General features: G+C 67.1%; 14 protein-coding genes and 2 tRNA genes. 7 read left to right on the top strand and 9 right to left on the bottom strand.

Annotated features, from left to right (window positions below; translation table 11 throughout):
• Window positions 1–10: 10 nt before the first annotated feature.
• The 4 genes from AC3WT6_RS08700 to AC3WT6_RS08715 are packed head-to-tail and all read right to left on the bottom strand — an operon-like array spanning window position 11 to window position 5,293.
• A complete protein-coding gene (locus AC3WT6_RS08700) occupies window positions 11–1,150 on the bottom strand; it encodes an acyl-CoA dehydrogenase family protein (protein ID WP_492653185.1) in 1,140 nt (379 codons plus the stop codon).
• 3 nt (window positions 1,151–1,153) lie between these two features.
• Complete coding sequence (locus tag AC3WT6_RS08705; protein ID WP_492653186.1) at window positions 1,154–1,867, bottom strand: acetoacetate decarboxylase family protein; 714 nt, start codon at window positions 1,865–1,867, stop codon at window positions 1,154–1,156.
• 6 nt (window positions 1,868–1,873) lie between these two features.
• Window positions 1,874–4,036, bottom strand: a complete 2,163-nt coding sequence (locus AC3WT6_RS08710) for a 3-hydroxyacyl-CoA dehydrogenase NAD-binding domain-containing protein (RefSeq protein ID WP_492653187.1) — start codon at window positions 4,034–4,036, stop codon at window positions 1,874–1,876.
• A 48-nt stretch (window positions 4,037–4,084) separates the two neighbouring features.
• On the bottom strand, window positions 4,085–5,293 hold the full coding sequence (locus tag AC3WT6_RS08715; RefSeq protein ID WP_492653188.1) for an acetyl-CoA C-acetyltransferase: 1,209 nt from the start codon (window positions 5,291–5,293) through the stop codon (window positions 4,085–4,087).
• 203 nt (window positions 5,294–5,496) lie between these two features.
• Here AC3WT6_RS08715 and AC3WT6_RS08720 point away from each other — a divergent pair, with 203 nt between their 5' ends.
• The 3 genes from AC3WT6_RS08720 to AC3WT6_RS08730 all read left to right on the top strand — a co-directional run bounded on the left by AC3WT6_RS08720 (window position 5,497) and on the right by AC3WT6_RS08730 (window position 10,547).
• Window positions 5,497–6,525 (top strand): AraC family transcriptional regulator, encoded by a 1,029-nt coding sequence (locus AC3WT6_RS08720; RefSeq protein WP_492653189.1) that lies wholly within the window; start codon window positions 5,497–5,499, stop codon window positions 6,523–6,525.
• Window positions 6,526–6,651: 126 nt separating this feature from the next.
• Complete coding sequence (locus AC3WT6_RS08725) at window positions 6,652–8,883, top strand: CHASE domain-containing protein (RefSeq protein WP_492653190.1); 2,232 nt, start codon at window positions 6,652–6,654, stop codon at window positions 8,881–8,883.
• A 227-nt stretch (window positions 8,884–9,110) separates the two neighbouring features.
• Window positions 9,111–10,547, top strand: a complete 1,437-nt coding sequence (locus AC3WT6_RS08730) for a hypothetical protein (protein ID WP_492653191.1) — start codon at window positions 9,111–9,113, stop codon at window positions 10,545–10,547.
• A gap of 37 nt (window positions 10,548–10,584) precedes the next feature.
• Here AC3WT6_RS08730 and AC3WT6_RS08735 read toward each other — a convergent pair whose 3' ends face one another.
• Window positions 10,585–12,630 (bottom strand): peptidase M19, encoded by a 2,046-nt coding sequence (locus AC3WT6_RS08735; RefSeq protein WP_492653192.1) that lies wholly within the window; start codon window positions 12,628–12,630, stop codon window positions 10,585–10,587.
• Between the two features lie 73 nt (window positions 12,631–12,703).
• Here AC3WT6_RS08735 and AC3WT6_RS08740 point away from each other — a divergent pair, with 73 nt between their 5' ends.
• From AC3WT6_RS08740 to AC3WT6_RS08755, 4 genes are all read left to right on the top strand, one after another.
• Window positions 12,704–12,979 carry a hypothetical protein gene (locus tag AC3WT6_RS08740; protein ID WP_492653193.1) on the top strand — a complete coding sequence of 92 codons (276 nt, stop codon included), beginning with the start codon at window positions 12,704–12,706 and terminating at the stop codon, window positions 12,977–12,979.
• Window positions 12,980–13,298: 319 nt separating this feature from the next.
• Window positions 13,299–14,756, top strand: a complete 1,458-nt coding sequence (locus AC3WT6_RS08745) for a complex I 51 kDa subunit family protein (RefSeq protein ID WP_492653194.1) — start codon at window positions 13,299–13,301, stop codon at window positions 14,754–14,756.
• On the top strand, window positions 14,744–17,425 hold the full coding sequence (fdhF, locus tag AC3WT6_RS08750; RefSeq protein ID WP_492653195.1) for a formate dehydrogenase subunit alpha: 2,682 nt from the start codon (window positions 14,744–14,746) through the stop codon (window positions 17,423–17,425). The genes AC3WT6_RS08745 and fdhF overlap by 13 nt, the downstream gene beginning before the upstream one ends.
• A 47-nt stretch (window positions 17,426–17,472) precedes the next feature.
• Window positions 17,473–17,595 carry a hypothetical protein gene (locus AC3WT6_RS08755; protein ID WP_492653196.1) on the top strand — a complete coding sequence of 41 codons (123 nt, stop codon included), beginning with the start codon at window positions 17,473–17,475 and terminating at the stop codon, window positions 17,593–17,595.
• A gap of 62 nt (window positions 17,596–17,657) precedes the next feature.
• Here the strand turns inward: AC3WT6_RS08755 and AC3WT6_RS08760 are convergent.
• The 4 genes from AC3WT6_RS08760 to uvrC form a co-directional block, all read right to left on the bottom strand.
• A tRNA-Cys gene (locus tag AC3WT6_RS08760) sits at window positions 17,658–17,731 on the bottom strand.
• Window positions 17,732–17,784: 53 nt separating this feature from the next.
• Window positions 17,785–17,860 (bottom strand) — tRNA-Gly (locus AC3WT6_RS08765).
• Between the two features lie 150 nt (window positions 17,861–18,010).
• Window positions 18,011–18,577: a CDP-diacylglycerol--glycerol-3-phosphate 3-phosphatidyltransferase gene (gene pgsA / locus AC3WT6_RS08770; RefSeq protein ID WP_492653197.1), complete on the bottom strand. Its 567-nt coding sequence runs from the start codon at window positions 18,575–18,577 to the stop codon at window positions 18,011–18,013.
• 83 nt (window positions 18,578–18,660) lie between these two features.
• Complete coding sequence (gene uvrC, locus AC3WT6_RS08775; RefSeq protein WP_492653198.1) at window positions 18,661–20,547, bottom strand: excinuclease ABC subunit UvrC; 1,887 nt, start codon at window positions 20,545–20,547, stop codon at window positions 18,661–18,663.
• Between the last annotated feature and the right edge of the window lie 233 nt (window positions 20,548–20,780).

The following is a 20,780-nucleotide window of genomic DNA, read 5'->3' on the forward strand; positions in this document are numbered from 1 at the left end:
GGCAGGCGGCTTAGTCCAAAGTGGAACGGGCAATGATTTCTTTCATGATCTCCGAAGTGCCGGCCAGGATGCGGTGGATGCGCTCGTCCTGGTAGAGCCGGCAGATCGGGTATTCCTCCATGTAGCCGGCGCCGCCGTGCTGCTGCACGCCCTCGTCGACCATGCGGCCATTCAGCTCGCTGGTGAAAAGCTTGGCGCGGGCGGCGTCCACCGGATCGAGCTTGCCGAGGTTGTGCTGCTCCACGCAGCGGTCGACATAGACCTGGGCCAGGTCCAGCTCGGCATCCAGCGCGGCCAGCTTGAAGCGGGTGTTCTGCATCTTCGACAAGGGCTTGCCGAACACCTTGCGCTGCTTGACGAACTCGCGGGTGAGATCGAGCGCGACCCTGGCAGCGGCGACATTGCCGCAGGCGGCGATCAGCCGCTCTTCGGCCAGGCCCTTCATCAACTGGTAGAAGCCGGCGTGCGCCTGACCGAGCACATTCGCCTTGGGCACTTTCACGTCGCGGAAGAACAGCTCGGCGGTGTCCTGTGACTTCATGCCCATCTTCTTGAGCAGGCGACCGCGCTCGAAGCCCTCCATGCCGCGCTCGATCAGGAACAGGGTCACGCCGTGCGGATTGTCCGGCTGGGTACGGGCGGCGACGATCACCAGATCGGCGAGGATGCCGTTGGAGATATAGGTCTTGGCCCCGTTGAGCAGCCAGTGGTCGCCCTTGTCCTCCGCGCGGGCCTTCATGCCGGCGAGATCGGAGCCGGCGTCCGGCTCGGTCATGGCGATCGCGAGGATCTTTTCGCCGGAGATCAGGCCCGGAAAGTAGCGCTGCTTCTGCTCCTCGCTGCCGAAGTGCTGGAGATAGGGCGCGACCAGGCGGCTGTGCAGGGTAATGAAGTAGCCGCTGTCACCGTGCGCGGCGTTCTCCTCGATCAAAATCTGCTCGTAGCGGAAGTCCTTGAGCCCCAGGCCACCGTACTTCTCGTCGGCCCACATGCACAGAAAGCCCGCCTCGCCGGCCTTGAGGAAGGCCTCGCGATCGACCATTCCGGCCTCGCGCCAGCGCTCGGAATGCGGCCGGATCTCGGTCTGGAAAAACTTGCGCGCCGAGTCGCGGAACAACTCCATCTCGGAATCTGAAGACTTGCGCTGCATGGCTTATCGGACCGTCGAAGTTGAAAGGATGTGCGACACCGGGAACAGCATCTGGAAGCGGGACACCGCCACCGCCAGCACCGGCCTGGCACGCGCCAGATGCGGAAACTCGGCGGCATCACTCCAGGCGCGGCGCAGGCTCGCCGGCCGCAGCACACCGCTGGCGGAAGGCGCGTAGATAAAGCTCTGACCGTCGCGGTGCTGACCCAGCGTGCGCAGGCCGGCCGGCACCAGACCGCCCGGGAACGGCAAAGGCAGCGGATAGCTCTTGAAGTCCAGCTCGGCAAACACCCGGCCGCCACGCGCGACCTTGATCCGGTCCAGCCCCTGCACGCCGTAGCGCACCTCGAACTCGGCCAGCTCCTTGGGGATGCCCCAGTTGCGCCGGCCGTTGTCCACGCTGGCCTGCGAGGAAACGAAGATGCGGCTGATCGACAGGTGCTTGCGGCCGTCCTCGAAGGGAAAGCTGCCGGGGATGAACAGCAGCTCGTGGTAAGGGCCGACATCGGAGCGGGCGTAGTCGACGAACATCAGCCAGGCATAGGGCGAGCGGCTGCGCCGCCCTTGCAGCGTCGGCGGCAGGAAACGGTCCTGCTGCACCCCACCGTCGTCGAAGCGCAGCATGGCGATGTAGCCACGCCCCTGCAGTTGCCAGGGTGCCGGCGCCAGGATGGCGGCGGAATCATCAAAGCTCTTGCCGTCGTCCATGCCAGTCATGCGCCTCTAGGCCGCCTGCGCCAGCGGATAGAAGCGCTCGCCGCTCGCCGCGCGCGCGATCAGCCAGGGCGAGGGCGTAAAGCGCTCGCCCCAGACCTGCGCCAGCCGCTGGCACTGCGCGACGAAAACCTTGGCGCCGAGGGTGTCGATGTAGGACAGCGTGCCGCCGGTCCAGGCCGGATAGCCGATGCCGAGGATGGAGCCGAGATCGGCGTCGATGGGATTCACCACCACGCCCTCCTCGAAGCAGCGCGCGGTCTCCAGCGCCATGATGGTCAGGAAGCGCTGCTTGAGCACTTCGACGTCCGGCTGCTCGGCCTTCACCGGGAAGGCCTGCGCCAGACCTGTCCAGAGCTGCTTGCCGCCGCCTTCCGGATAGTCGTAGAAGCCGGCGCCGAAGCGGCGGCCCGGGCGCTTGAGCTCGTCGACCATCTTGTCGATCACCGGCCGGCCGATGCGGCCACGATACCTCTCGGCCAGGCCATCGGCGTCCTGCTGCTTGAAGATGCTCTGCTGCAGGCTCAGCGTCACCTCGTCGGAAACCGCCAGCGGCCCGACCGGGAAGCCGGCGAGCTTGGCGGCGTTCTCGATCAAGGCCGGCGCGATGCCGTCGAGCAGCATGCGCAGGCCTTCCTGGGTGAAGGTGCCAAACACCCGGCTGGTAAAGAAGCCGGGAAAGTCGCGGACGATGATCGGCGTCTTCTTGATCTGGGCGACGTAGTCCAGCGCCTTGGCGATGGTTTCCTGGCTGGTCTCCTGGCCGACGATCAGCTCCACCAGCGGCATCTTCTCCACCGGTGAGAAGAAGTGGATGCCGATGAACTGCGCCGGCCGCTTCGAGGCCCGGGCGAGGCCGGTGATCGGCAGCGTCGAGGTGTTGGAGCCGAAGGTCGCGGTCTCCGGAATCACCGCCTCGGCCTTGGCGGTGACCTCGGCCTTCAGCTCGCGCTTCTCGAACACCGCCTCGACGATCAGGTCGCAGCCGGCGAGATCGGCGTAGTCGGCAGTGGGCTTGATGCGCGCCAGGAGGGCGTCGATCCGGTCCTGCGAGGTACGGCCCTTGGCGAGATCCTTGGCCTCTAGCGCGGCGATGCCGGCCTTGCCCTTCTCGGCCTGCTCCAGGGTCGCGTCCAGCAGCACGACCTCGATGCCGGCCTTGGCGCTGACATGGGCGACACCGGCGCCCATCATGCCGGCGCCGAGCACGCCCAGCTTCGCCACCTTGGACTTGGCCACGCCCTGCGGCCGGCTGGCAAGCTTCTCCGCCGCGCCCTTGTTCACGAACAGGGTGCGGATCAGGTTGCGCGCCACCGCGCCGGACAAGAGCTTGCCGAAGTACTTGCTCTCGACGCGCAGGCCGGTGTCGATCGGCAGCTGGGTGCCCTCGTACACGCAGGACAAAATCGCCGGCGGCGCCGGGTAATTGCCGTTGGTGTTGGCCGAGGTCAGGGCATTGCCGGCGATGAAGGTCTGGCTGGCATGTGCGGCCATCGGACCGGCGCCGCCGGGAATACGGAAGTTCTTCTTGTCCCAGGGCTGCTCGGCGCTGGGCGTGGCGAGCAGCCATTCGCGCGCCTTGGCGACCACCTCGGCGGCCGGCGCCAGGGCCTGGACGATGCCCAGCTTGAGCGCCTCCGCCGGCTTCACCTGCTTGCCCTGCAAGAGCAGCGGCAGCGCGTTGGGGATGCCGATCAGGCGCGGCAGGCGCTGGGTGCCGCCGGCGCCCGGCAGCAGGCCCACCTGCACTTCCGGCAGGCCGATCACGGTCTTGGCGTCGTCGGCCAGCACCCGGTAGTGGCAGGCCAGGCACAGCTCCAGACCGCCGCCCAGGGCCAGGCCATTGATCGCCGCCGCATAGGGCTTGCCGCTGGTCTCCAGGCGCCGGAACAGGGCGGAGATTTCCGAGGAGGCCTTGGAGGCCTCGACCGCGTCGATGCCACGGTCGAAGGCGGTGACCAGGTCCTTGAGATCGGCGCCGGCGACGAAGGCGCCGGGCTTGCCGGAGGTGAGGATGGCACCCTTGATCGCGGCATCGCCGGCGATGCGCTCCACCGCCTGCGCCAGCTCGGCCAGCAGTTCCGGGGTCAGCACGTTCATCGGCCGCCCGGGCACGTCGATGCTGAGCAGGGCGATGCCGTCGGCACCGAGTTCGAATTTCAAAGCAGTCATGTCGGAAGTCCTAGTGGAAGTCCTATAAGGAATTTCGTGGAGGCGCGCTCAGACGCGCTCGATGATCGCGGCGTTGCCCATGCCGGCGCCGACGCAGAGCGTGGCCAGCGCGGTGGCCTTGCCGGTCCGCTCCAGTTCGTCGAGGGCGATGCCGAGGATCATCGCGCCGGTGGCACCGAGCGGATGGCCCATGGCGATGGCGCCGCCGTTGACGTTGACCTTCTCGTGCGGCACGTCCAGGGCGCGCATGAAGCGCATCACCACCGAGGCGAAGGCCTCGTTGACCTCGAACAGGTCGATGTCGCCGACCTTCATGCCGGCCAGCTTCAGAGCCTTTTCCGACACCGCCGCCGGGCCGGTGAGCATGATGCAGGGCTCGGAGCCGATCGCCGCGAAGCTGCGGATGCGTGCGCGCGGCTTCAAACCCACGCGCTCACCATAGGCCTTGCTACCGATCAGCACGCCGCAGGCGCCATCCACTATTCCGCTGGAATTGCCGCCGGTGTGCACATGCTTGATCGCCTCCACCTGCGGATAGCGCTGCAGCGCCACCGCGTCGAAGCCGCCCATCTGGCCCATCTGCTCGAAGGCCGGCTTGAGCTTGGCCAGATCGGCCAGCGTGGTGCCGGCGCGGATGTGCTCGTCGCGCTCCAGCACCACCTGACCGATGACATCGCGCACCGGCAGGATCGACTTGGCAAAGCGGCCTTCCTGCCAGGCCTGCACGGCGCGGCGCTGGCTCTCCACCGCGAACGCATCGACATCCTCGCGGCGGTAGCCGTCCATCGTCGCGATCAGGTCGGCGCCGATGCCTTGCGGGGTGAAGTACACCTTCGGCGCCAGGCTGGGATCGCTGGCCCAGGCGCCGCCATCGGAGCCCATCGCCACCCGCGACATCGACTCCACGCCGCCGCCGATGGCGGCCTCGGCCATGCCCGACATTACCCGCGCCGCGGCCAGGCTCACCGCCTCCAGGCCGGAGCCGCAGAAGCGGTTCACCTGTACGCCGGACACGGTCTCGGCATAGCCGGCGTTGAGCGCGATCAGGCGCGGCAGCACCGCGCCCTGCTCGCCCACCGGCGAGACGATGCCGAAGATCACATCGTCGATCAGCGCGGTGTCGAGCCCATTGCGCTCGCGCAGGGCCGCCAGCACCTGGGTGCCCAGTTGCAGCGGCGTGATCTCGTGCAGGGCGCCGTCGGCGCGGCCCCTGCCGCGCGGAGTGCGTACGTGGTCGTAGATATAGGCTTCGGTCATCGCAGTGGGCCTGGTCAGGTAGGAGCGGAAAACTGGTCAAGGATGCTGCCCTCGGCGCCTCCTCCTGCCCATGCGGACGCAGGCCAGTCGGTTAATGTTTTAGGCCACGGCCTCGACAGCTTGGCCGCCGTCAGCCTCGCTCGCGGACGTTCCTTCCGGTGAATAATGGCCGCCTGTTGAGTCGCCCCTAAGGGGTAATCCCGATGTCCACCATGGAAGTGCGCCGCCCGGTGCTGAGCGTGCAGCTGCTGACGCGGCTGGCGGCGGAGCGTGGCCTGGGGCTGGAGCACTGCCTGCGCGACACCGGCATCGGCGCCGCGGCGCTATCCGATCCGGCCACCGAGATCACCGCCGGCCAGGAGCTGCAGGTGGTCCGCAACCTGCTCGCCGGGCTCGGCCAGGTGCCCGGCCTGGGGTTGGATGCCGGCCTGCGCTACCACCTGTCCAGCCATGGCATCTGGGGCTTCGCCCTGCTCAGCAGCCCGACCTTCCGCGGCGCGGCGGAACTCGCGGTGCGCTACCTGGACCTGAGCTACGCCCTGGTCCGCTACCGGCTGGAAAACCGCGGCGAGGATCTCCTGATCGTGCTCGACGACAGCCAGCTGCCAGCCGACGTTCGGCAGTTCCTGGTCGAGCGCGATCTCGCCGCCTGGGCCAATGCCGCCTGGGAGATGCGCCCCGGCGGCTTTCCGGCCAAGAGCGCGCAGTTCCGCTTCGCCCGCCCCGACTACGGCTGGCGCTTCGAGAAGCTGATGGGCGTGCGCCCCAGCTATGGCGCCGCCAGCAACGCGGTGCTGCTGTCGGCGCGCGATCTCGACGCCCCCCTACCCCAGGCCAATCCGCTGCTGGCGCGCATGTGCGAAGAGCAGTGCCGGCAGCTGCTGGCGCGCCGGCGGGTGCGCTCCGGCGTCGCCGGACAGGTGCGCGACCGCCTGCTGCGCAGCCCCTCGGAGATGCCCGCGCTGGATGCGGTGGCCAGCGAGTTGCTGCTGGCGCCGCGCAGCCTGCGTCGGCGCCTGGAGGAGGAAGGCACCAGCTTCCGCGCCCTGGTCGACGAGGTACGACAGACCCTCGCCGAGGAGCTGCTGTTGTCGGCGCACATGAAACTGGCCGAGATCGCCGAACGCCTGGGCTATACCGAGCCGGCGGCCTTCATCAGTGCCTTCAAGCGCTGGAAGGGTATGTCGCCCACCGCCTATCGGCAGCAGCGCGAGCAGGGTCTGCATCCCTAATTCGGCACGGCGCCGCATTTGGAAAAAACGCCATTTTGAAGCCGGCAGGTCTGGCTCATCGGCTGGAAACCACCGCCACGCCTACGCGCGGCCTACCAAGCCAAAAACGCCCTGCTAGAGTGCCTCATGCTCAACAGCAAAGCCCCGGCTGCCCGCTTTCTCATGCTGCCCTGGGCCTTGCTGTTGCTTGGACTATCGCTGACCTATTGGCTCCAGAACCTAGTCCAGGAATCGGCGCGCGAGGCGCTGGATGCCGAGTTCAATTTTCGCACCGACGAACTGGCCGACGACGTCCACACGCGCCTGAAGAACTACGAGCAGGTGCTCAAGGGCGCCGCCGGCCTGTTCGCCGCCTCGGAAGTGGTCGAGCGCCAGGAGTTCACCCGGTATTTCCAGGCCCTGCAGCTGGAGGAGAAATTCCCCGGCATGCAAGGGCTGGGCTATGCCCGGCTGGTGAGCCCGCAGGACAAGGCCAGCCACGTCCAGGCGCTGCGTGCCGAAGGACTCGTCAATTACGACATCCGCCCGCCGGGCGCTCGTGACCTCTACAGCTCGATCATCTATCTGGAGCCCGCCGACTGGCGCAATCAGCGCGCGATCGGCTACGACATGTATTCCGAACCGATCCGACGCACGGCGATGGAAGCCGCGCGCGATCAGGGCAAGACCAGCATCTCCGGCAAGGTACGGCTGGTGCAGGAAACCGAGAAGGACGTGCAGCCGGGCTTTCTGATGTATCTGCCGATCTATCGGCCGCAGACAGCACCGCAAACCACAGCGGAGCGCCGCCAGAGCCTGAGTGGCTGGGTCTACGCGCCGTTTCGCATGCGCAACCTGATGACCGGCATTCTCGGGAACCACTTTGACGAGGTAGGCAACAGCCTGCACCTGGAAATCTACGACGGCACCGACGCCGATCCGGCCCAACTGATGTTCGACTCCGAACCCACGGTGCTCCACCCGTTTTCCGGGCGCTACCACACCGTCCGGCACCTGCGGCTGTTCGATCACCCCTGGACCCTGGTCGTCACCTCGAAGGCGGAGTTCGATGCCCGGCTCAAGCGCGGCAAGGCCGGCATCATCGCCTTCTACGGCAGCCTCAGCAGCCTCCTGCTGGCCCTGGTGGCCTGGCTGCTGGTGACCGGGCGGGCGCGCGCGCTGGCCATGGCGGAGGCGATGACCAGCGATCTGCGGCAAAGCGCGGCGACGCAGCGCAGGCTCAATCGCGCCCTGCGCCTGCTCAGCGACTGCAATATGGCGCTGGTCCATGTCGACGAGGAGTCCCATCTCTTGGCGGAAGTCTGCCGACTGTGCGTGGACAGCGGTGGCTACGTGATGGCCTGGGTGGGTTATGCCGCAGATGACGCCGCGCAGTCGGTGAAGCCGGTCGCCCGGTCTGGTCATGAGAGCGGCTATCTGGACGGAATCACCATCTCCTGGGGCGACAACAAATACGGCCAGGGGCCGACCGGCACCGCGATCCGCAGCGCGCAGACGACGGTCAACCAGAACGTGCTCACCAACCCGAAAATGGCGCCCTGGCGCGCGGCGGCAATTGAGCGCGGCTACCAGTCCAGCGTCGCCCTGCCCCTAGTCTGCGATGCCAAGGTACTCGGCGCGCTGACGATCTACGCGAGTGCTCCCGACGCCTTCGACGCCGAGGAAGTGCGGCTGCTGGAAGAACTGGCCGCCGACCTGAGTTTCGGCATCCAGACCCTGCGTACGCGGGCCGAGCGTGATCGCATCGCCGACGCGCAGCGTCACCACGAGGAAACCCTGCGCAGAGGCCTGGAGCAGTCGATCGAGGCAATCGCCGGCACCCTGGAAGCGCGCGATCCCTATACCGCCGGCCATCAGCATCGGGTCGCCCTCTTGTCCGCCGCCATCGCCCGCGAGATCGGCCTGGCGGAAGACCGGATACAGGGGCTCAAGCTGGCAGCCAGCATCCACGACCTGGGCAAGATCAAGGTGCCGGCAGAGATCCTCTCCAAGCCCGGCCGGCTCTCGGACATCGAGATGATGCTGATCAAGAGTCATGCCCAGACCGGCTATGAAATCCTGCGCGGCATCGCCTTTCCCTGGCCGATTGCCGACATCGTTCACCAGCATCACGAGAAGCTCGATGGCTCCGGCTATCCGCAGGGACTCAAGGGCGAACAGATCCTGCTGGAGTCGCGCATCCTGACCGTCGCCGATGTGGTGGAGGCGATGTCTTCGCACCGCCCCTACCGGCCGGCGCTGGGCGTCGAGATCGCGCTGAAGGAGATCGAGCGTGGCCGCGGCAGCGCCTACGACCCGGTGGCGGCGGATGCCTGTCTGAAACTGTTCCGCGGCGGCGGTTTCGCGTTTCCGGACTAGATTTTGCGTCATGCGACGCGGGGCTGAAGAAAGGCTGCGGTTCGGCAAGGTGGGGCACCGCTGACGGTGCACGCTGGCTTCAGCGAAAATCGCGCCGCCAGCCGGTAGCGCCTTGGCCGTCCGAGGCCCGCCCGGTCGCAATCCTGCGACGAACCCGTTTGCCGTAGCCACCCATCGCTTCGAGCGCGGGGCTGGATGATCCGAGGTGCAACCCGGTGTACTCGACAATGAGGCAAAGCCGCCTACCGACCGCACTCGCCCTGGGGCACCTGGCCTGGCTCCCGGGCGCGGCGCAGGCGCATTCCTTTGGCCGGCTCTACAACCTGCCGGTGCCGTTCTGGATGTACATCTACGGCGCGACGGCGGCGCTGCTGCTGTCCTTCCTGCTGGTGGCCTGGTTCGCCACCGCGAAGGAAGAAACCTTCGCCTCGCGTCCGCAAACAACGCTGCCCCTCGCCCTACCGCGCCTGAAATCCGCGCTGCGGCTGATCGCCCTGTTCGGGCTGGCGTTGACGATCGCCACCGGCTTCTTCGGCAACGGCGACCCCTACCGCAATTTCAGCATGACCTTCTTCTGGATCGTCTTCGTGCTGGCCTACGCCTATGCCACCGCCCTGGTCGGCGACCTCTACGCGGCGATCAATCCCTGGCGGACGCTGGCGGACGGGCTGGGCCGTTTGATCCCCGGCTACACGCGCGGGCGCTGGCGCTATCCCGAGCGGCTGGCCTACTGGCCGGCGCTGGCTTTCTACATGGCCTTCATCTGGATCGAGCTGTTCGCCCACACCCGGCCGTTCTCGCTGGCGGTGATGCTCTCGGTCTACAGCCTGCTGACGCTCGCCGGCGTCTGGGCCTTCGGCGCCAGGGACTGGTTCCGCTACGGCGAGTTCTTCGCGGTGTTCCTGCGCCTGATCGCGAAGATGGCGCCGCTCGCCTATGAACAGGGCCGGCTGCGGCTGCGCAGGCCCTTCAGCGGCCTGCTGGAACAGCCGGCGGAACGCTGGAGCCTGCTGGTGTTCGTGCTGTTCATGCTGTCGTCCACCGCCTTCGACGGCCTGATGGCGACCCGCACCTGGCTGCAGCTGTTCTGGAGCGATCCCTGGGGCATCCTCGAAGCCTGGGTCGGCACCAAGGCGATCTACGCCTTCCCTGCCCTGCGGCCGGTGTACTTCGCCTTCCAGAGCTTCTGCCTGCTGATCTCGCCGTTCGTGTACCTGGCGGTGTATCTGCTGGCGATCGGCCTGATGAAACTGATCACCGGCAGCCGCCTGCCGCTGCGCGAACTGGCGCTGCGCTTCGCGCTGTCGCTGCTGCCGATCGTGCTGGTCTACAACATCACCCACTACTACACGCTGATCCTCACCCAGGGCGTGAAGATCTTAAGCCTGCTGTCCGATCCCTTCGGACGGGGCTGGAATCTGTTCGGCACCGCCGGCCTGTTCCGCGCGCCCTTCCTGCCCGACATCGGCCTGGTCTGGCATGTGCAGGTGGGGCTGATCCTGTTCGGCCACATCGTCAGCGTCTATCTCGCGCATCTGGAAGCGCTGCGGCTGTTCCCCAGCCGCGGCCGCGCCGCACTCAGTCAGCTGCCGATGCTGCTGCTGATGGTGCTGTTTACCGGTGTCGGCCTGTGGATCCTGGCGCAGCCGATCACCAGCCGCTGAGGCCGGGCGGCGTGCCCGCCGCCCGACGCCGCGGGGCTTAGCGGTTGTAGACCTTTTCCCACATCCGGATATAGGCCTCGGCGGAGTTGTAGAAGGCGCTCACCGCCTCCTCGCCGCCTTCCAGGCGCAGCTCCTCGACGATGTCCGGCATCAGGCCGTAGTGCGGCGTGCCGTCGACATCGGCGTTCCAGGACTTGCCGCTCTCGGGGATGGTCAGCATCTCCACCGTCACCGGCTTGATGCCAGCCGCCGCGAACTGCGGGCCCCAGCCCGGACCTTCAAACAGCTTGAACGGATAGCTGATCTGCGGCCGGCTGGCGCCACGCGGTTCCGGATAGCCGCCGAAGCCGTTGCCGTCGAAGCCATAACCCATGCCCAGCGGACGGTCGGAGGGCCACATGGTCTTGAGCTCGTCGAACACCGACTTGGCCATCACGCCGTTGGGGTTGTAGGGGAAGATGATGCCGCCGAGATCGAGGATGTCCTTGGCCATCTCCTTGGTCAGGCCGCCGTGGCCACCGTGCACCGAGATCAGCGGATACACCGGGGCCTGGTGGCGGGCGACGTCGATCATCTCGTTCTTGACCAGCATGGAGGCGTGATCGGTGTCGAGCACCATCTTCTTCTTCATCGCCTCCTGCAGCGCGTAGCGGCCGAGATCGGTCAGGCCCTTGGCATTGCACTGCCGGCCCGGCGGGTAGATCGGCAGGATGCCGTTGGTGATGCCCAGCAGGAAATCGGTGAGCGGCGTGTTGACCGGCAGCGAGGCCTCCTGCACGGCGCCGGCGATGTAGAAGTCGGCGAAGTGAGGCAGCCCCTTGTCCTGCGCGAACCACTGGTGCTCTTCGGCTGGGCAGGTGTAGGTGTCGCGGAACGAGCCGGTCTGCAGGAAGCCGAGCAGGTCCATCACCACGCCACTGAAGATGCCGGTGCCGGCCAGCGCGTTGTTGATGTCGTGGTAGAGGTAGAGCTGGCGGACGCCAAGCTTGTAGACCTCCTCCAGGCCGGCGTCGATGTCTTCCTTGGTGCACTGCGCGACTTCGCCGATGCCGGCGATGGACTTGGTACCGCAGCCAAAGATGTTGGAGAACTCCAGGCCCAGCACCACCGCCATCTTGCCCTCGTTGATGACCTGACGGGCTTCCGCCGGCGACTGCACGATGCGGTACCAGCCCTTGCCAGGACCACCTTCCTGGGCGTCGATGTAGTCCTGCATCTGGTAGGCGTACTTGAGCTGCTTGATGCCGATGCTCATGTCGTTGCAGTCGGCAAACTTGGTGCCCAGCGTCAGCGAGCCGAACTGGCAGAGCGCCTCGATATTGGTGCCGAGATTGACCATCAGGCGCTGGCCGGCGATGTAGGAGCGCTCGACCCATTTGTAGTACATCGCCTGATGACTGATGTTGGGAATCTTCGGCCAGTCGACGAAACTCGGCCAACCCTGGGTGTCGTGGGTGCCGGGCGCGGTGCCGGCAACGATCCACTCGCCGTCCAATATGCCGTTCGGACCGTGGAAGGCCTGGCAGTTGCCGAGCGCTTCGGTCACGCCAAAGCGATTGAACATCTGTCCGTAGATGATGCCGGCCGCCGAGGGGCCAACACCACCGCTGCCATCCGACAGTTCGCTGCCCATCGCCATGTGGGTGTGCGCGTCGGCGTAGCCGATCACCGGCTTGTCGATGCCCTGCCCCTTGTAGGTGCGGCCCTGGATGCCGACCGGCATTTCCGGATACGGAGTACAGCCGGTGCTGGGCTCGAAGTCGAAGGCGGTCGCTCCATTGCTGGCGAGTACCAGCGCACCCGAGCCATCCACCGCCAGCGGCTGACCTTCCTGCTCGGAGACGAGGCTGAAGTGACCGTCGGCGGACTTGTCCACCGTCCACACCACCGCATCCTCGGGCGCATCCACGCTGCCCACTTCCTCCGCACTGGTGGCGGCGAGGAAGCTCTGATCCTTGGCATAGAACAGGTACTTGCCCAGACCGGTCGGTCGCAGCAGTAAGGGTTCGCCACCCGAGGCCGCGGACGCGGTCGCAGCGTAGTTGCCATTGCCGTCCTTCAGCGCATAGCCCTTGGACGCCACCGACTTGATTACGAAGCAGCCGTTGGCGAGGGAGTAGCGATCCCGCGTGGAGGCGACGTGCGGACTTGGCGCGTTGGCGCAGCTACCACCTCCAGCAGGAGCCGCGGAAGAATCCGGCGGCAAACTGCCCTCTTCCGGCTTGCTGCTGGTGCCGCAGGCGGCGCAAGCAATAGAAAGAGCAATGCCGAAAAATCCCTTTAGCTTCATACCGCTGTCCTTGAGTGAACACCTGATCGCTTGGTTCAAGAAGCGTGCCAGAAAATTACTGCAACATTCCTGTCACGCCCCGGTAAAAAAAGCTCTGAACGGAGATTCAGCAAGACGGGGACAACCGGGAACGCCTGTTTAAATCGGGGTTTGCGCCGAAAAGTGGTCGATCCAGCGTCGGTGCCAACAGACAGGTGCCGTGAACGATTCGCCTGCGGAAAAGCACTCCGCACATCGATCAAAAGCGATATCGATCTCCACCACACCCAGCGCCTACACTCTGCACTTGGCTAGCGATCTCCCACCGGGTTTGAAGCCCAATGCGCATAACCAAGGGGTGTCCACCTATGCGTAGGAACTCTCCGCTACGAAACGCCGGGGCGATTCGGTGACGCCGGACCGCTTCGTCAAGGTGCCGCGGCAGGTGGCGCAGGCGAAGCCTCGGCGCGAGCAGGTGCGACGTGCCGACTGAGCCAACGCGGCGGGCAGACCTCGCTGCCTGCGCCGCAGCGAGCAGCTTCTACCATCTTCGCGACATCGCGGTTGCCGACCGCGCTTGCGCGGGCCTGGCCTGCTTTGCCGCGCGCCAGGACGACCCCGCGCGCTGGCTCCAGGCCCAGGCCGAGCCGCGGGTGTATTGCCTCGGCCGATGCCACGCTGCGCCGGCCCACGGCGGCGACGATGTGCGGCCACGCGTAGAAGTGCAGGCCCGCGAGCCGGTACTGCTGGAGCGCATCCGCGCGGGTGGCGCCGGCACGCTGGCGCGCTACCTGGCACTCGGTGGCGGTGTGGCGCTGCAGCGCGCACTGGCGCAGCCGCCCGGGGAAGTACTGGCGCAGGTCGAGGCCTCAGAGCTGCGCGGTCGCGGCGGCGCCGGGTTTCCGACGGGGGCCAAATGGCGCGCCGTGGCGCGCCAGACGGCAAGCTGCAAGTACGTGGTGGCCAACGCCGACGAAGGCGACCCTGGCGCGTTCAGCGACCGCCTGCTGATGGAGGAAGATCCGTTTCGCCTGATCGAAGGACTGCGCATTGCCGCGCACGCCGTCGGCGCCTGTGCCGGGGTCATCTATCTGCGCTGCGAATATCCGGCGGCGGCATCCAGCCTCAGGCGCGCGCTGACCGAGGCGCGCGGCGCGGGCTGGCTCGGCGCGGACTTCGACCTGACTTTGCACATCGGCGAAGGCAGCTACCTGGCCGGCGAGGAGACTGCGATGCTCAACGCGATCGAGGGCCGCCGCCCGGAGGTTCGTGTCAAGCCGCCGCAGATCTTCGAGCGGGGGCTGTTCGGCGCTCCGACGCTGGTCAACAACGTCGAAACGCTGTGCTCCGTCCCGTGGATCGTCGAGAACGGCGCCAGGCGCTATGCGGCGCTGGGCTTCTCGCACAGTCGCGGCACCAAGCTGCTGTCGCTCAGTTCGCTGTTCCGCCGAGCCGGACTCTACGAAGTCGAGTTCGGCATCACGCTGCGCGACATCGTCGAACGGCTGGGTGGCGGGCTGCGGCGCGGGACGCTACGGGGGCTGATGGTCGGCGGCCCGCTGGCGGGCCTGCTGCCGCCGACGCAACTCGATGTCGCGCTCGGCTTCGAGGAGATGCAGGCCGTGGGCGGGGCAGTCGGGCACGGTGGGGTCATTGCCTTTTGCGACGATACCTCGATCCGCGACATCGCCGCAGAGCTATTCCGCTTCGGCGCCGATGAATCTTGCGGCAAGTGCGTGCCTTGCCACCTGGGCGTGCCGCTGCTGGCGCGGCGCTTTAGCCCCGGGCAAGGTGACCGCCCGGAAGGCCCGCGCGAGTTCGACGCGCTGGTCGAGGCGCTGGCCGCGACGAGCCTGTGCGGACACGGGCGCGGCCTGGCCGAGTTCGCGCAGTCGCTCAAGCGGTATTTCCCCGACGAGGTGGCGGCATGTCTACGCTAACCGCCGATGGCCACGCGATCAGGTTCGCCCCCGGCGCGACACTGCTCGAGACGCTGACCGCAGCCGGAATCTCCGTGCCGCACCTGTGCCATGACGCACGGCTGGCGCCCCAAGGCGCCTGTCGCCTGTGCCTGGTGGATATCGACGGGCAGCCGCGCCCGGTGGCCAGCTGCAGCCTGCCGGCGAGTGAAGGCATGGTGGTGCACACGCGCAGCGGGCGCCTCGAGATGCTGTGCCGTACCAACCTGCAGCTGATCGCCGACCACTATCCGGCACAGGCCTTAGCCGACACCCCGGAACATCCGTTTCACCGCCTCCTCGCCGAGCATGGCGTCGCCGCGCGCGGCACGTCGTCGTCGTCCAGATTCGTCGACGACACGCATCCGTATCTCGGCCTCGACATGGATCGCTGCGTCCACTGCAACCGCTGCGTTCGCATCTGCGAGGACGTGCAGGGGCAGTTCGTCTGGCAGACCTGGCAGCGCGGTGAGCACACGCGCATCGCCCCGGCCCACGGGGTGACGCTGCTCGACAGCGGCTGCGTGTCCTGCGGCGCCTGCGCCGACACCTGCCCGACCGGGGCGATCTTCGACAAGCGCAGCCCCCAGCCGGCAACGAACTGGACACGCACCACCTGCGTGTACTGCGGCGTCGGCTGTCAGATGGAAGTCGGCACGCGCGACGGGCGCGTGGTGCAGGTGCGGCCCGCGGACAGCCCCGTCAACCGTGGCCACCTGTGTGTCAAGGGCCGCTATGCCTGGGAGTTCGGCACGGCGAGCGACCGCATCACCACGCCGATGATTCGCGATCAGGGGCAGTGGCGCGAGGTCAGCTGGGACGCCGCGCTCGACCATGTGGCCTCGCGTCTGGCGGCGATCCGTGAGCAGGCGGGCCCGGATTCGATCGGCGTGCTCGGCTCCGCCCGCGCTACCAATGAGGAGAACTACCTCGCGCAGAAGTTCGCGCGCGTGGTCATCGGCACCAACAATGTCGACTGCTGCGCGCGCGTGTGCCACGCGCCGTCGGCCAAGGCGCTGAAAGCGATGCTCGGCACCGGCGCCGCGACGAGCAGCTTCGACGACATCGAGCAGGCGCAGCTGATCATGCTCTGCGGCTGCAATCCCACCGAGAACCATCCGATCGTCGGCGCACGCATCAAGCAGGCGGTGCGCCAGGGTGCAAAGCTGATCGTGATCGACCCGCGCCGCATCGAGCTCGCGCAGTACGCGGACCTGCACCTGGCGCCACGGCCCGGCACCAACTTGCCGTTGTTCAACGCGATGGCGGCGTGCATCGTCGAGGAGGGCTTGGTCGACCCGGCGTTCCTGCGCGAGCGCGTCACCGATTTCGAGGCCTTCGCCGCGTTCATCGGCGCCTATGCGCCTGAGCGCGCGGCGGGTGAGTGTGGCGTCGCGGCAGCGGACATCCGCCGGGCGGCGCGCCTGTACGCGGGCAGCGGTGCGTCGATCTGCTTCCATGGCCTCGGCATGACGGAGCATGTACAGGGCACGGAAGGCGTCATGACGCTGATCAATCTCGCGCTACTGACCGGCAACCTCGGCAGGCCGGGCACCGGCATCAATCCGCTACGCGGCCAAAACAATGTGCAGGGCTCGGCGACGATGGGTTGCGAGCCCAGTTCGCTTACCGGCAGCCAGTCGATCCCGCAGGCCCGCGCGCGCTTCGAGGCCGTCTGGGGTGCGCCGGTGCCGGAGGCGCACGGCCTCGACCTGATGCAGATGATCGACGCCGCCGCGGCCGGCCGGCTGCGCGCACTCTGGGTGATGGGCTACGACGTGTATCTGACGCTCGCCAACGCCGGTAGTGCCGAGCAGGCGCTCGGCCGGCTTGACCTCGTCGTGGTCCAGGACCTGTTCCTCAACGAGACGGCCAAGGCCTTCGGCACGGTGTTCCTGCCGGTCGCCAGCTTCCTCGAGCGCGACGGGACCTTCATGAATTCCGATCGCCGAGTGCAGCGCATCCGCAAGGCCGTCGAGCCGCCGGGGCAGGCTCGTCCCGAGTGGTGGATCATCCAGGAAGTCGCGCGCCGCATGGGCTATCAGCAAGGTTTCACCTTCGGCTCGGCCGAAGGCATCTGGGATGAGGTGCGCGCGCTGTGGCCGGCCGGAGCAGGCCTAACCTACACGCGCCTCGAGCGCGAGAGCCTGCACTGGCCCTGTCCCGACGAGCGCCATCCAGGGACGCCGTCGCTGCACGCGGAGAGCTTCGCGGGTAGCCGCACCGCAGCCCTGAAATGCATCGACTTCGCACCGACTCGCGAGCGTTGCGACCCCGACTTTCCTCTGCTGCTGAACACTGGACGCCGGCTATATCACTTCAACGCCGGGACCATGACCTATCGCACGCCCAACGCCCGGCTCGAAGCGAGCGATACGCTCGACATCTCGCCAACCGACGCGGCGCACCTGGGGATCGGCGACGGCGAGATCGTGCGGATCGTCAGCCGACATGGGAGCGCCGAGTTGCCGGTGCGGATCACCGCTACGGTCAAGCCCGGCGAGCTCTTCGCGAGCTTTCATCGGCCAGACATCTTCCTCAACCGCGTGACGTCTGGCGAACGCGACCGGATGGTGCATTCGCCGGAATACAAGGTGACTGCGGTGAGGGTCGAGGTGTTGGGGCCAGCCCAGCCTCAACCGGTTGCCTAGGGCTGGCTGAAAGCGGCAATGGGCTGCCTTCGCCCAGCATATGACGGTTGCTCCAGAGCGACTCCGATGGCACCGAAGCCGCCAAGAACCTGCTCGGCCAGGAGAACATGCGAGCCATCGAGGGCTACATCCGCCGGCGTCGCGGCAAGCTCCTGAAGGCGCTGCGCTGAAAAGTACCAGGCAATAGTAGGCAGAGACCAATCCTGAGAACGCTCTAAGGCGTTGAAAGAATTGGAGGCTGGGGTCGGAATTGAACCGGCGTACGCGGATTTGCAGTCCGCTGCATGACCACTCTGCCACCCAGCCACTTGCGCTAGCGATAAAAATCAAAAGCCCCGCTGAGCGGGGCTTTGAATCTTTGGAGCGGGAAACGAGATTCGAACTCGCGACCTATACCTTGGCAAGGTATCGCTCTACCAACTGAGCTATTCCCGCTTGCGTGGCCGGCATTATAGGGGGGAAGCTCGGAGAGTCAAGGAAAAATCCCGCGTCCTGAAAGACTGCTTGGAGCCCGGCCCGGCATCGCTCGCTCATCCCCATCATCACCGGTGCCGAAGCGCCCTGTACCGGGGCCTCTGGCCGGGCTCATTGCGGCATCGATTCACGCAGCAGCGGCCAGGCGGCACGCAGGTAGACCACCATCGACCAGATGGTCAGCGCCGAGGCGACGAACAGGCACAGATAGCCGATTTCATAGATGGGCAGGCCGAGAAAGGGTTGCTGCCAGAGCATCAGGCCGATGGCGGTCATCTGGAAGCCGGTCTTGACCTTGCCGACCATGCTCACCGCCACCGTGGTGCGCTGCCCGAGTTCCGCCAGCCATTCCCGCAGCGCGGAGATGGTGATCTCGCGGCCGATAATGACCGCCACCAGGATCGCCATCACCCCGCCCGGCTCGTCACGCAACAGCATCACCAGCGAGATCGCCACCAGCAGCTTGTCAGCCACCGGGTCGAGAAAGGCGCCGAACTTGCTGGTCTGGTTCCACTTGCGCGCCAGGTAGCCGTCCAGCCAGTCGGTGATGCCGGCGAGGGTGAACAGCACGCAGGCCCATTGCCGGGCGTGCGGCCAGTTCACATAGAACAGGCCCAGGACCAGAGGGATGGCGGCGACGCGGCCCAGCGTCAAGGCAAGTGGAAAGTTGATGCGCATGGCTCCGAAGGATAGCCGAAAGCATCCGGGCCACTGCCCCGCCCCGTCCCCGGCAAGGCAAAAAATGTGGCCCGCCGCGCGCCTCAGTGGAAATGCGCGTAGATGCGCTCCGCCAGCGGCCGGTTCACGCCTTCAATCTTGGCCAGCTCATCGACGCTGGCGCGCTTCACCGCCGGCAGCCCGCCAAAGGCGGTGAGCAGGGCACGGCGCCGCGCCGGGCCCAGGCCCTCGATCTCTTCCAGGCTGGAGCTGACCCGCGCCTTCTCGCGGCGGTCGCGGTGGCCGGTGATGGCGAAGCGGTGCGCCTCGTCGCGGATGCGCTGGATCAGATGCAGCGCCGGCGAATCCGGCGGCAGCCGCAGCGGCAGCTCGCGGTCGGGCAGGATCAGCTCCTCCAGCCCCGGCTTGCGGGTCGGCCCCTTGGCGATGGCGACCACCTTCAGGTCGCTGAACTCCAGTTCGTCCAGCGCCTCCAGCGCGGCATTGAGCTGACCCAGGCCACCGTCGATGAACAGCACATCCGGTGCGGCCACCTCGCCGCCCTTGATGCGGGCATAGCGGCGCTTCACCGCCTGATGGATCGCCGCGTAGTCGTCGCCGCCGGTGATCGCGGCGCGCAAGGGGTGAGGGCTAAGGCCTGAGGCAACGTCGGTGGACGCCTCAGCCTTCACGCCTCCCGCCTCACCGGTCTCGAGGTTGAACTTGCGGTAGGCGCTCTTCAGCGGCCCGTCCTCGTTGAACACCACGCAGCTGGCGACGGTGCGCTCGCCACGGGTGTGGCTGATGTCGAAGCATTCCAGCCGGCGCGGCGGATGCTCCAGATCCAGCGCGCGCTGCAGCTCCAGCATGCGCTCGTCCATGCTTGCGGCTTCCACCAGGCGGGTGGACAGCGCCTGCGCGGCTGTGGCCTGCGCCATCTCCAGCAAGCGCACCTTGGCGCCACGCTGCGGGTGGTTGACCGTCACCTTGCGGCCGGCGCGCGCGCTCAGCGCCGCCTCGATCATCGCCTCCTCGTCCACCTCGTGGCTGACCAGGATCTCCGGCGGCGCCGGTTGGTCGAGGTAGTGCTGCGAGAGGAAGCTCTCCAGCAGTTCCTCCGGCGCCGCGTGCGGCGGATGGCGCGGGAAGTGGCTGCGATGACCGAGGTTCATGCCGTCGCGCACGCTCATCACCACCACGCAGCTGCTGGACTGGTGCGGTGCCACCACCACCACGTCGAGGTCCTCGGCGCCACCGGTGAGCGAGCGGCTCTCGCGCACCCGCTTGAGCGCCGCGATCTGGTCGCGCAGCGAGGCGGCGCGCTCGAACTCCAGGGCCTCGGCCGCCTGCTCCATCTCCACCGTCAGCTCGCCGGCCAGGGCGTCGGCCTTGCCTTCCAGCAGGCGCACGGCATTGCGCACGTCGCGCTGGTAGTCGGCCTCGCTGATCAGGCCCACGCAGGGGCCGGAGCAGCGCTTGATCTGGTATTGCAGGCAGGCGCGCTGGCGGTGCGCGAAGAAGTTGTCACGACAAGGCCTGAGCTTGAACAGCTTCTGCAGGGTGTAGAGCGTTTCCTTCACCGCGCCGGCGCTGGGGAAGGGCCCGAAGTAGCGGTGCTCGCCGGTCTTCTGGCCCCGGTAGTAGCCGATGCGCGGAAAGCGGTGCGCGCTGAAGCGCACGTAGGGGTAACTCTTGTCGTCGCGGTAGACGATGTTGTACTTCGGCCCCAGCTCCTTGATGAGGTTGCTTTCGAGGATCAGCGCCTCGTCCTCGGTATGGGTCAGCGTCACCTCGATGCGCTGGATCTGGCTGACCATCGCCTCGATGCGGGCATCGCCGGAGGCGCGCAGGAAGTAATGGCTGACCCGCTTCTTCAGATTCTTGGCCTTGCCCACATACAGCAACTCGTCCTGCGCCCCGTACATGCGGTAGACGCCGGGGGCGGTGGTGAGCTGCTGGAGGAAGGATCGGGAGTCGAATTCGGCGGCCATGCCCTTATTGTCGCCGCTGGGCGTTGCTGCGGGTTCTATAGGTGAGGTCGGCGGCCTGCTTCGGAGTGAGGTCGGCCCGCTGCGCGGGCCTGTGAGGGCGCCGCCTTGCTTCGCGCGTCGGCTGTGAGGGCGCGATGCTGCGCATCGCTGTGAGGGAACAGCGGAAGCGGGCAGCCCCGTTTACCGGCCTTTCCCTTACAGGGCCGCTTGCGGCCCGACCTCACAGCCAGCCC

It is taken from the genome of Stagnimonas sp. FW305-C-60, from assembly GCF_058782965.1.